Origin of the sequence: Rhodococcus sp. 1168 (assembly GCF_002091955.1) — a bacterium.
GTDB lineage: Bacteria > Actinomycetota > Actinomycetes > Mycobacteriales > Mycobacteriaceae > Rhodococcoides.
In genome coordinates this window covers 421,869-435,239 of the sequence record NZ_MKKY01000091.1, presented here as the reverse complement: position 1 = coordinate 435,239, position 13,371 = coordinate 421,869, and the positions used below count along the sequence as shown (strand labels likewise).

The following is a 13,371-nucleotide window of genomic DNA, read 5'->3' as shown; positions in this document are numbered from 1 at the left end:
GACGGTTACTCCACATGGCTGGAACCGTCTCAATTGGGAGGACAGATGGAGATCTTTTACGTGACCCGGAAGCTGTTGCCGTTGTGGCCTCAGCCCGAAGGGCTCGACGCCCACGCCGTCTTGGAACATCGGACGCTGCAGGACGGCATGCCGTTGATCGTGGATGAGCAGATGAGGCCGGTGGAGCCGATCTGTGGTTGGTTCCGCGCTTTGGCCTATGAGAACAAGCAGCCGGAGACGATGAGGGCGTATGCCTACATCGTGCGTCGGCTAGCGGAGTTTCTCCGCCAGCGGGGCACCGATGTCCTGGGCGCCACCGAAGCTGACCTTGTCGGCTACCGTTGGGCGCGAACAGAACTGGACACCCGGCCGATTGATGGGGCGACGTGGGACAAGGAAGCGGTGGTGATCAACGGCTTCTACAACTTCCTTCTGGGCCGGGGTTTGATCGAGCGTCGACCGTTTCGGCTGATCGGTCGGAGTCAGACCCGAAATTCATTGCACAGTGGCGTGCGCAGGGGCATGGAAATCCGGCACATGTCCGTCGAGCAGTATCTGTTCTTCCGGGACGTGGGCTTCGGCGGCCAGCTCCCGGACGGGAGTGTGGACGATTCGTTCCGCGGCTGGGCTCCCCACCGAGGGCGAGCCGCCCTGGAGCTGGCGCTGCTGACCGGTATGCGGCTCCAAGAGTGGTCAACGCTGCTGCTGCCCGAACTCGGTGTGGGTAGCCGCCGAACAGGGGATCCAGTGACGTTCAGGTTGCAGAAGTGCGCGAAGTACGAGAGCCCTCGGGACGTCTACGTCCCGTCTGCTGCGCTGGACATGGTCGATCACTTCCTGCGGCTGGAACGGCCGGAGATCGCTGAAGTTTCAGCGAAGGCTCTGGCGCGGCGGGGCACGGACTTGTTCGTGGTCTCGAAGATCGACCACGAACAGGGCAGGCTGCACGGCGTTTTGGAGGGCCGCCGCCGGCAGTTTGTGATGTCGGCGATGAGCCCGGAACTGCGGCGGGTCACGGTCTGGGAGAACGAATTCGGTGTGGAGCCGCTCGCGGTGTTCATCGGGCACGGCGGCAAGATGCTCGGACCGTCGTCCTGGGATCGGATTCGCAAGGATGCCTGGCTGCGGATGCGCGCCCACGCTGATCATCCCAGCGCCCCGATATTGCCTGGCAAGGCGTGGAGATTCCACGACGCACGCCACACCTTCGCGGTGCAGTTGCTCAAGTATCTCCAACGTGTGCGGGTCCAGGGGGAGATCGAACGCGACAAGGCCCGGGGGATGATCACGCTCCCCGAGCATTACTCACTCAACCCCGTGCTGACTGTCCAGCGTCGACTCGGCCACCTACAGACCTCCAGCACTTACGAATACCTGCGATACACCGAAGATCCCATGAAATACGTCGACGCCGCGTTCCGCGAGTGGAGCGCCCATGACGGCGCCACCTACGCCGATATTGCGTTGCGGGCGCTCGACGCCGACCGGGCGGAGGTCGCCGGTGCCTAGACGTTCAGAGTATCGCGCGGCGGTCCAGCTCACCCGGATTCCGAAGGCCCCGAACCGGATCGGGCCCCGGCAACTGACCTGTAAATCCAACCGCAAAGACGTGACGATCACCCTGGATCCAGCCAATTATGGTTGTTCAGCCTTGGTCGCTGAGCTTGCCGACGAATGGGTCAGCTACCTCTCGCTGACCCAGGGTGCCGCCGGGCTCGCCTACCACTACCGGAAGTCGATCATGGAGTTCGCGGTCTATGCCGACGAGCAGTGCGTGAGCCCTGCGAGTCTGTCGCTGGCCACTGATTATCCCGACGTTGCCTACCTCGTCAGCCAGTGGTGGCGCACGCTACCGGCCGGATACCGGGCCGGCTCGGTTATTCCGGCTATGAGAGCCCGCGCATTGCGGGGTCTGATGAAGTTCCGTGCTCAGCGCGAAGACGTGTTGGTCAGCGAGGGTGTCCTTCGGTTGATCTCGGCGCCGCATGGCGTTCGAGCGGGCAAGAGCACGGAGCTTGACGAGTTCTCTAGGAGTGAGAAGCGGGCGCTGATCAGGGCGGCCTGGGATGGGATCCGCCAGGTAGAGGATCGCCTGGCGAAGGGTCAGGCGATGATCGCATCCGCCGGGGGTCATCCCGACCAGCATGGGTGGATGGACGCGGGTAATCTTCTGTGGGCTCTGGCCCGGGGCGAGTTGAGTGTTGCCGACATCGTTGCGGGCCTACCACGTTTGTCTCTGTGGCCGGTCGAACTGTCCGAGTTCGCATCGATGCGTACGCCGTTGCGGCCCATAGACTTTCGGCATCGGCTGGTGGCCGTTCTGGTCAGCTTGCTCTACCCCAGGGATGCGGATCTGTACGGCTTCCAAGTGCTGTTGATGGATGCGACGGGGCGAGCTCCAGAGGAAGTGTCGGGACTCGACGAAGCAGATGTGGAGTTCACCCCGTCGGGAGTGCGACTGACGATGACGAAGAACCGGGCTCACCTGGTTCGCCATCAGGTGTTCGGGAACAGTAATACCGAGAACGCGGCGGTGTCGGGCCGCGACGTGGCAGAGGTGGTGCAGCGCCTGCTCACTGTGACCGATCGGGCTCGGCAGGACTGCGGCCTGGAGTCGAAGCCGCTGTTCTTGCGGGCAGCAGCGCGCGATCAGGGCCGTGTCCTGGGTATCACGCGTCTAGGCGAGACGGGGGCGAGGGAAACCTTCACCTGGTGGACCAGGTCCCACGGACTGGACTTGTCTGTGCCCGTCGACCTGCGGCGTATCCGCAAGTCCGGCAAGGTCGAGAAGGTGATCGCCGCCCGTGGTGTCGTCTCCGATATCGCCGACGACCACACCGTCGAGACGTTCAAGGGCCACTACGCGCACGGCACCACGGTGCACGTGATCTCCGGGCATGTGGTGAACCAAGCGCAACGCTCGTGGTTCGACGCGGCGGTCAACGGGCCGATCACCCTTGACGGGGCCGCGGTCGAGGAACTGGAGGATTCCGCTGTGCTCGATGCGCTCGGCATCACCGGTGAGCAGGCCGGGCAGATCATCGCCGGCGAGCTGGACATGGGCGTCACCAGCTGCCGCGACCCGTTCGACTCGCCCTACAGCAAGCGGGGCGACCTCTGCGCGGTCGCGCCGCTGCGCTGCCTGGAATGCCAGAACGCGTTCGTTCTGCCCTCCAATCTTCCCCAGTTGTTGTTGTTCTCCGATCACCTTGAGCAGCTCAAACTCCGGCTCTCCCCGCCGCACTTCCACGCGGTGTGGGGTCAGAGTCTGGCGAACCTGCACGCAGTCCTCGCTGAGCGGACAGCTGTTGAGATCAACGCCGCTCGCTCCCAGATCCGCGACGAAACCTTAAGCCTGCAACTTCCGCTGGCCGCACGAACGGAGTTTGACCTGTGATCGTCCCTGCCCTTGTTCCTCGCGGCATCTTTTCAGATGACGAGCCGGTGTTGCAGTCGGTCCCGCTGATCCCCGGCGCCGAGGTCCCGATCTTCGGGAACATCGTCAACTGGACTTTGGTGGCCGTCCAGAAACCGGCGAATCTGCCTCCTTCGGCCTGGGACATCAGCTTCGCCAAGCTCGTCGACCCGGTGTGGAACCTGCGGGCTCGTGAGTTGAGCATGGCCATGCTCAACCCGACGCATCCCGTGGTGAAGGCAGCGGTGCTGAACCTGAGAGTGCGGCCCGCTCAGGGCCGTTCGCTGCGGGCCATCGTCCAACGGCTGGGAATTCTGGCCAGCTGGGCATCTGAGCGAGGGCTGAACTCGAACCTGGGCCTGTGGCAAGAGGACGACTCTCGAGAGTTCATCGCCCACAAGCGCGAAGCGCTGAGCCCGTCGTCCCTGCACACATTCATCTCGACAATCAAACTGCTGCATCGGCTTGGGCCGTTGCTCACCGGCGGTGGCCTACCCTCCGATCCCTGGCCGGGTGTGACATCGCGCAAGGCCGCCAATCTCGCCAAGACCAATCATGTGACGACGCCGAATATTCCACCGGGAACGTGGTTTCCGCTGGTCCGGGCGGCGTGGCAGTACATCGATGTGTTCGGTCCCGATATTCTGGCCGCGCGGCGCCGTTACGAACGACTCCAGAACGTTGCCGCCGGCACCCTCTCTGGACGGGAGGATTTGCTCGATGCCTACCTGGCCGATCCTGTGAACCACATCCCGGTCCACACCGACCGAATGGTCGCCACCGCAGAGTCCATGGTGCCCGGTGACATCAACTGGCGGCTGCTGAGCCTCATGATCGGTATCCGGCGGGATGTGAGAGCCTTCCAGCACACTACAAGGAGCGCGGTTGTTCCCCGGATTCGTGCGAAAGTCGAGGCCGCGGTCGAGGCTGGCCGGGGCCTGCCGGGCGGGCTGTTAACTGAGTACGCGATGGTCACGCGCCCGGACGGGACCACAGGTCCCTGGCACCCTGGCCTGTGCTCGCGCAGCGTGCTCGACGAATCATTCGCATTGCGCGCTGCTGCTTATGTATTCGTTGCGGCGCTCACCATGATGCGCGATTCGGAGGTCAGAGAGATCACCAGAGGTTCGGTGACCGAGTTCTACGGAGCACCGGCCGTCATCTCGACTAAACGCAAACACGACCCCGACCTGCCGGTCGCACACTGGTGGATCATCGAGCCGGTCGCGCAGGCTTTAGCAATAGCCGAGGAACTTTCAGACCATCCCGACCTCATCTTCTCCGCTGACAAGGCCCACGCTAAGTCCGGCGGCGGCTTCAACAGCGGCGTGATCGTCCGGAAGTTCATCGAGCGAGTCAACGCCGGGACCGCCTCTCACGGGATCCACATCCCGGCGGCACGGGTGACCCCGCACATGTTCCGCAAGACCATGTCGATGCTGACCGAGACCGAGCCCGGGGGCGAGATCGCCTTGGGAATTCAGCTCAAGCACGTCGCGGCCCGGACCCTGGCCAACCGCACCACCCAGAGCTACGGTGCGTGCGATCCGCAGTGGGAGAAACTGCTGGGGACCGCGGTGGATCACGCCCGGTTCAAGGGGCTCATTGACTTCTACGACGCGCATCACGCTGGCGAGAACATCGGATTCGGCCTCGGCGCCGACCAGCTCAAGGACACGTTCGACGAGATCAAAACAACGATGAAGGACCGGGTGGCCACCGGGAGAGCCCGCCGGGGAGACAGACGGGTAGAACAAGATCTGCTGCGCAAGGCCCGGATCTCGATCCGGTTCGGCAAGCTCAACCATTGCGCCGTGAACGAAACCAACCCGGTTGGCGCCAAATGCCTTGAAGGCGAGGTGAAGATCCCTGAGGGACACCGAGGGCCGTTGATCGACCGATGCCAACCGGGACGCTGCGTCAACAGCATCATCGCCCCTGCCCACCTACCGATCTGGAACGCGGAGAATGCCAGCTTGCTCACTTTGCTCAAGGATCCGAAGCTACCTTCCTGCAGGAGGGCTGCACTGAACCGACAGGTCGAGGACGTCCAGACTGTGATCGACCGGACCGAAGGCGACACCGTCGCATGAGCGTGACGGAAGCGAACGAGAAGGCGCTCCGGGACGCGATGGCGTGCCTGCTCGCAGGTAGACCCAGGCACACCGACGGGGCCTTCACCAAAACGAACCTCTACCAGGAAGCGGGGGTCTCCCGGGCGACCATGAACCGCGCGACCGAGATCATGGCCGAGTGGGACGCCCACGTGGCTGAGCACGGCCGTCGCACCGTCGGTGAAGCGCGCCGCGACGCCGACCTCGACGAGGTTCGCAAGAAGCTTAAGGACAAGACAGCCCAGTGCGCCGACCTGCGCAACAAGCTGCACGCGGCCGCCACGGTCATCGCCGCACTGCACCATGACAATCAGGCGCTCCGCGAACACGTGGACAGTCGTAACGGGCGACGGCTTGGGGATCTGAGCACCCACCGATCCGAACGTCACGGTTCACCGCCGGACTGATTCGGCCCGAACACGCCACGACCTTGCGACAGACACCCGCCGACGCAATCGCCCTCGAAGTGCGCGAGATCGAACGAATGCGGGAGATCCTCAAGGTTCCAAGGGGGAGCTGGCGGTGATTACCGACAAAGGCCATGCAGAGAGGGCGTCGACTGCAGTCGACAGCTCGCCCGCGAGTAGTAGCCGTCTCCGCTAACTCGACAGTCCTATCATCACGGAAGCACCGTACGTGGGGTGCAATGACAAACATTTCGTCGTTGGCGTTTGAACGTGTCTCTACAGTGCGTTTGCGACCGGCCAGATTCGCAGTTCCAGATGTATTCGGGGTTCCTCGTCCGCGTTTGTGTAAGAATCAAAATATCGCCGACGACCCGTTGCCGATACTCGGATTGCGTAGCGGCCGGTTCTGGAAAGCCTGAACGGTGCAGACAATTCTCCGTCTGAGCCATCCAGGAATAGGTCTTGGTCGACAACGGAGAAAATCGTCTCTTCCGACTCTTCCCAATTTGAATTATCGCTACCGGTTTCCGGTGTGTCGAGCAGCAGCGTAACGCGGACCCGGCCTTTTCCGCCGGCGTGTATGACTGCTAACCCCTCACTTCCCTTTACAAGACTTGGGGGGTCTGGAAAGAATGGTGTGTCGATGGGATCGAAATTGTTAACAGATCGAATGATGATAGCCCCGTTTTGGATATTAAGATCAACGGTTATCGGTTCGGTCATGAATTCCTCGATTCGTATGCTTCCCAGAGGCGACGAGCACCGGAATGCAACGCGAAACACCCCGGCGATGGACCTCATGCTAAGGGTAACGCCACCGGCGGTCGACCCAACTTTTGCCGAATCGGGTCGACCGCGATGCTGGATGGGGGCGGGTTGCCTAGCTGACTGGCGCTGGAGTCGGTGGGGTACCTGCGAGCGAGGTGACCGAAAATTCCTCGCCGTCATTGATTCTGTACTTCTGATAGAACCAAGTCAGCGCTGAGCCGGCACTTTGGTTCTGGGAAGAACTCAGCATGCAGACGCTGTATCCAACTGGTCCAGAATCTTCGTTGAAGAGCGGCAGGCCTCCCCGTGTCATGCCGCATTCGGGATGGTACGTGCGTGCGGATCCGCCTGCTTGTGCTCCCTCGCGTGCAGCTGCGAACGGATACTCATCGCACTGCTGCGATCCATCCGCGGGTCTATCCGGCCAAGCTAGCGTATCTTTGCACGCGATATTTCGCGTTGCCGTGGTCTCCGCTGCGGTCGCCTTATGTAACGGGGATTGTTGAGATGCCCCAGGCAGTTCGGATTTTTGGGCTTGTGTCACATGCCATTCAATTTCCGGGACATTGTATTTTGGCGAGAATGCCAGGATGGGGAATGCTCCGTTGAAAACGCAATCGCTAGTGTTTCGCATCCTGGCGAAAGAATCACAGCGAAGTGGGGGAGCATTGCCAATTTTGTAGGGCAGGGGTGCTGGCTTGTATGAACCGACCGGACCGCTGCCAGTGGAGACGTGTCTCATCTCGAAAGAAATCTGTGGTGCCGTGACTTGTCCTGAATCGGGAGCATCGAACGTTTTGGTGAATGTCATCTCGAAAGGCTCGTTGTCATAGATTTGCTCGTAAGCGAACGGTTCATCGAAGTTGCAGCTCTGACCTGGTATGGAACATTTAGGCCACACTTGGAGTATGGTGCTCAGCCCCAGTCCGGAGAGCTTGGGTACAGCCCGGAATTTGATGTCGACACGGCGTCCGTGGTCTTCACTCCGATTTACGTAGATCTCGACGTCGTTGTAGTTCATTCGACCGCCATCGGCCTTGTTTTTGTTGGTCACGCCATGTCCGTTGAGGTCGGACACGTAGACGCACGAGTAGAATCTTTCTACCAACCATTCGCCGGAAGGTTTGTTGTAGCAGCGGTTCTCCAAGATGCTTCCCGCAGGTTGCGTTCCCATGATGCTCGGCGTCCGATTCGCGTCGTCGTCACCCGGCAGACGCAACGCCGGCCCCGGATCGAAGCACTCATAGAATGTGTCCTCATCGTCACCAGGCTGCGGCACTACCGCATCGCAGGAGGGCGCGCCTGGCTCTGAAACTAGATCAAGAAAGCCAGAGAACTGTGGGAGGGCAGCGTAGACCTCATCGGTGCAGACAGGGCCACAATATGTATCTGACACCCTGCGAGGCCAAGCATGCATGGTGTTCTGGAACTGTTGCTCGACACCAGTTGGTGTCAGTTGTAGGGACTGCCCCCACACTCACCTTGCGGACTTACGTGCGCTACTGCAGTTTGGAGGCTCCGCTACGGTACTCACCTCGCAAGAGATCAGAATTAACCTACGCGAGCTCGCAAACGCGATCGTCTACCGCTACACGGGAGAGCCGATCTTCATCGACTGATGTCTCAAGTCCTCGCCCACTAAGTCCTTCACCACCTTTGTACATCGACTAGCATCAAATGTGGCCCGCGGGTCCTGTTCTGTCTCATGAGACATGTGGATTCTGGAGAACACTCCGAAAGCCGGCACAGGGGTGCCATCGACAAAGCCCACCGCGCCACCGGAAAAGCCATCGCAGCCACCGACGCCGCGAAAGACGCACGCAACCGCGCCGCCGCAGCCGCTGTCACCACCCGCGCCCGCTACAGCCCCGTAACCGTCGCGAACCGAATCGACAAGCTCACCGCCGAGCAACGCAAAGATCAGCGACTCCTCGACGGATTCGAGCGAACCCTGTTCGTACAGAACGGCATCCGCCGCACCGAGAAAACCACCCCGGCACAAGGAGCGCACCGCGAGAAGATCACCCAACGCATGGCCGAACGCGCCGACCAGATCGCCTACTGGGAGAAGACCCGCGCCGAGCAGATCGCCGACGGCAGCGCCACTAACTACGGCCCCGACACCATCACCAAAGGCGACGCGGTCGCCTGGCGCGGCACCTGGTACCCAGTAAAGCGCGTCAACAAAAAGACCGTCACGATCCCCTCCATCGTCGGCGGCAGCTGGACCGACACCATGCCCTACACCGAGATCACCGGACACAAAAAAGCTGCCGACCTCATGGCCACCAACAGCACCGAGCAGGAAGCAGTAGGGGAGTAGAAGCCAGCGGCGCCGCTCCGGACGAGGGGCGGCACCGCCAGGCCACCTGCGGCGTCCACCGAATCGAACTCCGCTGCGCTCCGCACGTCAGCATCGAAACCTCCACCGCCGCAACACAAGCCCTTACCGTCGACGCCGCGTCGACGGTAGGGGCGGGGGAGGAGTTCGCCCGCCTCGCACCGACCGCCCTCGAGGTCGGCCCGAACGTCCGCGACGAAGTCGACACCGACTCGGCCCAGTTCCGCGCACTGGTCGACAGCATCGCCATGCACGGTGTCCTGCAAGCACTCTCCGCGATCCGCGACGGACAGGACATAGTTGTTCTCGACGGTCAGCAAAGGGCGCTTGCTGCTATCGAGGCTGGAGCCGAGACGGTACCGGTAGTGATCCGCACCGTCAGCGGCTCCGCGAAGGCACGCGAAATCGACCGCCTCTCGCAACAGGTCGTCGCCAACGATCGCCGCATCGACCTCACCGCTGGGCAGCGCACCAAAGCCGTTGCCGCGATGCTCGACCTCGGTGTCTCTGTCACCAAAATCTCCAAGGCCGTGCAGATGGACCGTGAGCAGGTGAAAACCGCCACCGCAGCGGGACGGTCACAGACCGCCCTCGATGCCCTCGACTCCGGCCAGTTCGACCTCGAGCAGGCGTCCATCATCGCGACATTCGACGCGGACGGCGACGAAGAAGCAGTGAACACGCTGCTCGAATCGCGCTACAACTTCCGGTACACCGCGCAGCGGCTCCTCGGCGACCGCGCCGAGAAGAAAGCACGCACCACCGCAGGCGCGCTGTACGCCGAACGCGGATTCACTGTCCTCGATACCGAACCCGCCTACCGGGGCGAGTACTTCCGCGCCGAGGATCTGGTCACCATCGACGGCGGTACCGAGGTCACCGCCGAATTCATCAACGCAGCACCGACCCACTGGGCAGTATGGCTGACCACCGCCGAGCAGATCACCATCACCGCGACCGGTGACGTGATCACCGACGAGCAGATCGACTACGCGACAGAGAACGACGCCGACGCCGAAGCCGAAAAGGAGTACTACCACTACAACGATGTGACCTTCGCGGATGTGTGGGTACCGGAATATTTCACCTACGACGCCGAAGCGGCAGGAACGGCACCGAACGCCGTTCTGGCAGCGGCACTATCGATCCCCGACGACGACGAGAGTAACGATCCGGAGGCCGCAGCACGCGCACGCGCACGCGAGAAGGCAGCAGCGGCGGCAGAACTCGCACACAAGGAACGTCAGCGCGCCGAGCGCCGCCGCACGGTCGCACTGAACAAGGCCAGCGCCGCCGCGACGATCGTCCGCAAGGAGTGGCTGGCAAAGTTCCTGACCCGCAAAACATTGCCGAAGGGTGCAGCGAAGTGGATCACCGACACCCTCGTCGACGAACCCGCACTACTGACCCAGAACCAAGCGCCGCAGTACCTCGCGGAACTACTCTCGGTGACCGTCCCCGCTGCGACCGGCCACGACGGCGGATACCCCGGAGTAGCCGACCGCACCGCACGCGGGGCCCTCGCCGCAGTGATCGACAAGGCCAGCGACACCCGCGCCCAGGTGCTGCTGCTCGCGCAGATCCTCGCCGCCTACGAGGCGCGGATGAGCGGAAAAGGCAACGACTCCTGGCGGCGCACCGCGTGGGGAAACCTCGACAATTTCCTTGGTTTCCTCGATGAGCACGGCCACACACTGATGCCCGTCGAGCAGGCAGCAGCCGGAACGCTCACCCCCGATCAGGCCCACACCGCAATCACCGAGGACGGCGGCACCGACTAGAGCGCCGGGGGCCGGTGGGCAGCAATGTCCACCGGACCCGCGCGTCCCCGGCTCCCGGTCGAGGGGGCTGCCGCCGCCCTCGAGCTCCCCCGCACCGCGCCCCATTCCCGCCCGTACCCCGACAGGACGGCGCGGCGTACGCTGGGTCAGTGACCAGCGTTGTAGGCATCTTCGATGCCGGCCGGGATACGGCCACGTTCGCTGACCTCGTAACCCGTATCTGCGGCCCACTGCCGAATCGCCCGCGTCTGCTCCGGATCACGCTTGAGCGCAGCTGCAGAACTGCCCGCAGGAGCGGTGACAACAGGTGCGGCGGGCTTACGTTTACGGCCACCCACACGGGCGGCATGGCTGATGTAGTAATCGAGTTTTCGGTGAAACTCGTTGGCGTTCTTCGTCTTCAAATCGATGACATAATCGACACCACTGACGGAAAACTCGATCGACTCACCCGATCCGTCATCGATGACAGACCCGTCGAGATCGTCGACCAATTCGATGGACACTCTTTTCGCCACAGTGCGCAGTCACCTTCCATAGAGAAATGCTCGAAAAAGATGCTTCTTTCCAGCAAGAAATACCCAGCGTAACCAGAACCGATGCACGCCAGCGCCGACAGTTGCCGCCAGCGCCGGCCGCGAACGGCCGCGAACGGCCGGATCGTCCCCTCCGGGGCCGCTTCCATGGGTCACCAATGTGGTCGTACGAGTCGTCCAAGCCTTCCATGCCGGGGACCCGACCAGTCAACCCACGCTCGCACGCTCCCTCTCCGGGGTTGACAGACCACCCTCGTTATGGCCGACCGGGACGTCTCATCCGAACCTTCCGGAAGGTCCCCAGTCACATGAACGATCACCAGATCATCACCGGCCTGATCGGCGCAGCCGCTCAACTCCCCGCCGCAGATCCGCGCGCGGCCCGCTGGGCCACCGAAGCGCTCGCGCTCGCCAGCGCAGCAGAGCTGCCCATCCTCATCGAGGAAGCCGAAGGAGTGCTCGGACGCATCGCACACGACACCACCTGCCGGTGGTGCGCCCGCCAGCCGGGAGCAGCAATCCCGGTCGGTTCCTTCGGGTGCACCCACTAACATCCCCGCGGCCACCCGGCCACCCGGCCACCCGGCCACCCGGCTACCCGACTACCCGACTCCACGGGGTCGGGTCCGGGGCCGCACCTAGTTTCATATCGTTACGCACAATGAAATGAAACGATCTGTTACGATAAGCATTTTCGCTGATCGGCTTGGAGGAATCGATGACCTCTCGGCACAGTTCGTCCTTGAACTCGGGACTGAACGATCGACGCGATCTACTCATGCTGGACTGGCTCATTTCAGTAGATCCCTATTCTAAGCGGACCCACTGTCCGAAATCCCTGGGCCGATCACAGCGCTCGCGGAGGCGACGGTCGGCGTCGCGGACATCGTGCAGACGGAACTTGCCGGGGATCCGCTGTGGGTTCAGTGGCCGATCGTGGAGAAGCGGTTGCTGTCGCCGACGGTCGTTGGTGGTGAGGCGGTGTGGCGGGATCCCCGCACCGACCGGAGCGTGTCACCTATCGGCCAGCTCACCGGGTGAGTCAGATTTACGATTCCGTGATGTTTCATGTCGCCAGGGCAGGGATCGCGTGGCGGCTACGCCCTTGACGAGCACGAGACACGAGGAGTGAATCTGGAGATCGTCGCCGCGCCTCGGGCGGTGCGGCTCACGTGCTTCTTGTGGGACTATCGACTGATACCATTCGTGACGTGACCGTCGGAAATGAGCCGCTATCGGGGACATGGCCGGGTTTAATCTTTCTTGAGCAAACATTGAGACTGGCTGCCGAATCTAATACAACGCCGTTGGCGGTAATAAGCACCGTTAGTGAAAAAGTGGCAACTCTATTGGTGCTAGACTCTTTAAGCAGTTATTTATATTCTGATGAAAATATTGATGCAGAATTGTTACCTGCGTTAAATGTGGTCGAGTTACTTGCTATTGAGGTCGCAGTTACGAAACGTCTCGCTGAATTCTCTATCTTTAAATCACCGCAAGTGCACTACGGTAAAATATTTGAGGTTATTAATAATATAAACATTGCCAATCCTCTGGATGCCAGCGTACTGCCGGTAGGCGCACTGTGGACGGCTGTACATTTCGGCAAAGATAGCGGTGATGACTCGTGGTACTTATACCAAGGTGTTGGAGGCTTGAAAAGTAAAAACAGAACACTTCTGCACTTTAATGCCCACAGCGGCCGCAATTATACGGTGGATGGATGGCACGATTGGGTTCGGCTCATTGACGAGCATCCGCGGTTGTGGGAGTCGAAATTATACCCTGATTGGCCTGCAATAGCTGTGGACTACGACGTTGTTTTCGTTTCCATGCTCGGTCTTCTTTTGGCCCATCCTCCGATGCTAACAAGTGCGCCTGGAAGCGACAGGAGGGCCGTGGGCTATTCTCTATATCCCGGAGTTAGCGACTTTTCGACACCCAGCGCCGCATGGATGCGAAGCTCGGCAATATCTGTTGCTGTGTCATCTGCATAATTGTGATAGTTA

The 13,371-nt window shown here is 61.6% G+C and carries 12 protein-coding genes; 9 read left to right on the top strand and 3 right to left on the bottom strand.

Annotation, left to right across the window (positions count from 1 at the left end):
* Window positions 1-60: 60 nt before the first annotated feature.
* The 4 genes from BJI47_RS22875 to BJI47_RS22860 are packed head-to-tail and all read left to right on the top strand — an operon-like array spanning window position 61 to window position 5,936.
* On the top strand, window positions 61-1,509 hold the full coding sequence (locus BJI47_RS22875; RefSeq protein WP_139804878.1) for a hypothetical protein: 1,449 nt from the start codon (window positions 61-63) through the stop codon (window positions 1,507-1,509).
* The gene (locus tag BJI47_RS22870; RefSeq protein ID WP_088945833.1) at window positions 1,502-3,397 is read left to right on the top strand and encodes a hypothetical protein; all 1,896 of its coding nucleotides are present in this window, start codon (window positions 1,502-1,504) and stop codon (window positions 3,395-3,397) included. The genes BJI47_RS22875 and BJI47_RS22870 overlap by 8 nt, the downstream gene beginning before the upstream one ends.
* Complete coding sequence (locus tag BJI47_RS24340; protein ID WP_217808575.1) at window positions 3,394-5,508, top strand: hypothetical protein; 2,115 nt, start codon at window positions 3,394-3,396, stop codon at window positions 5,506-5,508. The genes BJI47_RS22870 and BJI47_RS24340 overlap by 4 nt, the downstream gene beginning before the upstream one ends.
* A complete protein-coding gene (locus BJI47_RS22860) occupies window positions 5,505-5,936 on the top strand; it encodes a hypothetical protein (RefSeq protein ID WP_088945832.1) in 432 nt (143 codons plus the stop codon). Before BJI47_RS24340 ends, BJI47_RS22860 begins: the two co-directional genes overlap by 4 nt.
* A 276-nt stretch (window positions 5,937-6,212) precedes the next feature.
* Here BJI47_RS22860 and BJI47_RS23890 read toward each other — a convergent pair whose 3' ends face one another.
* Together BJI47_RS23890 and BJI47_RS22855 are read right to left on the bottom strand one after the other, a co-directional pair.
* Entirely contained in the window at window positions 6,213-6,659 is a 447-nt protein-coding gene (locus BJI47_RS23890) for a hypothetical protein (RefSeq protein ID WP_125458803.1), read from the bottom strand.
* 157 nt (window positions 6,660-6,816) lie between these two features.
* Window positions 6,817-7,983 (bottom strand): hypothetical protein, encoded by a 1,167-nt coding sequence (locus BJI47_RS22855; protein WP_176225018.1) that lies wholly within the window; start codon window positions 7,981-7,983, stop codon window positions 6,817-6,819.
* A 435-nt stretch (window positions 7,984-8,418) separates the two neighbouring features.
* Here BJI47_RS22855 and BJI47_RS22850 point away from each other — a divergent pair, with 435 nt between their 5' ends.
* Both BJI47_RS22850 and BJI47_RS22845 read left to right on the top strand, forming a co-directional pair.
* A complete protein-coding gene (locus BJI47_RS22850) occupies window positions 8,419-9,027 on the top strand; it encodes a DUF3560 domain-containing protein (protein WP_254900757.1) in 609 nt (202 codons plus the stop codon).
* Entirely contained in the window at window positions 8,928-10,826 is a 1,899-nt protein-coding gene (locus BJI47_RS22845) for a ParB N-terminal domain-containing protein (RefSeq protein ID WP_088945829.1), read from the top strand. The genes BJI47_RS22850 and BJI47_RS22845 overlap by 100 nt, the downstream gene beginning before the upstream one ends.
* 146 nt (window positions 10,827-10,972) lie before the next feature.
* On the opposite strand, the gene BJI47_RS22840 is transcribed toward BJI47_RS22845, so the two are convergent.
* Complete coding sequence (locus BJI47_RS22840) at window positions 10,973-11,344, bottom strand: Lsr2 family protein (RefSeq protein WP_088945828.1); 372 nt, start codon at window positions 11,342-11,344, stop codon at window positions 10,973-10,975.
* A 326-nt stretch (window positions 11,345-11,670) separates the two neighbouring features.
* Here BJI47_RS22840 and BJI47_RS22835 point away from each other — a divergent pair, with 326 nt between their 5' ends.
* The 3 genes from BJI47_RS22835 (at window position 11,671) to BJI47_RS23880 (ending at window position 13,359) form a co-directional block, all read left to right on the top strand.
* Window positions 11,671-11,913 carry a hypothetical protein gene (locus tag BJI47_RS22835; protein ID WP_088945827.1) on the top strand — a complete coding sequence of 81 codons (243 nt, stop codon included), beginning with the start codon at window positions 11,671-11,673 and terminating at the stop codon, window positions 11,911-11,913.
* A gap of 337 nt (window positions 11,914-12,250) precedes the next feature.
* Window positions 12,251-12,403: a hypothetical protein gene (locus BJI47_RS24285; RefSeq protein WP_176225016.1), complete on the top strand. Its 153-nt coding sequence runs from the start codon at window positions 12,251-12,253 to the stop codon at window positions 12,401-12,403.
* 170 nt (window positions 12,404-12,573) lie between these two features.
* Window positions 12,574-13,359 carry a hypothetical protein gene (locus BJI47_RS23880; protein WP_125458799.1) on the top strand — a complete coding sequence of 262 codons (786 nt, stop codon included), beginning with the start codon at window positions 12,574-12,576 and terminating at the stop codon, window positions 13,357-13,359.
* Window positions 13,360-13,371 lie beyond the last annotated feature (12 nt).

Bases quoted from the DNA above. Each gene is read 5' to 3' on its own strand.
- BJI47_RS22860 (WP_088945832.1), top strand. From the start codon at position 5,505: ATGAGCGTGACGGAAGCGAACGAGAAGGCGCTCCGGGACGCGATGGCG.
- BJI47_RS22835 (WP_088945827.1), top strand. From the start codon at position 11,671: ATGAACGATCACCAGATCATCACCGGCCTGATCGGCGCAGCCGCTCAA.
- BJI47_RS23890 (WP_125458803.1), bottom strand. From the start codon at position 6,659: ATGACCGAACCGATAACCGTTGATCTTAATATCCAAAACGGGGCTATC.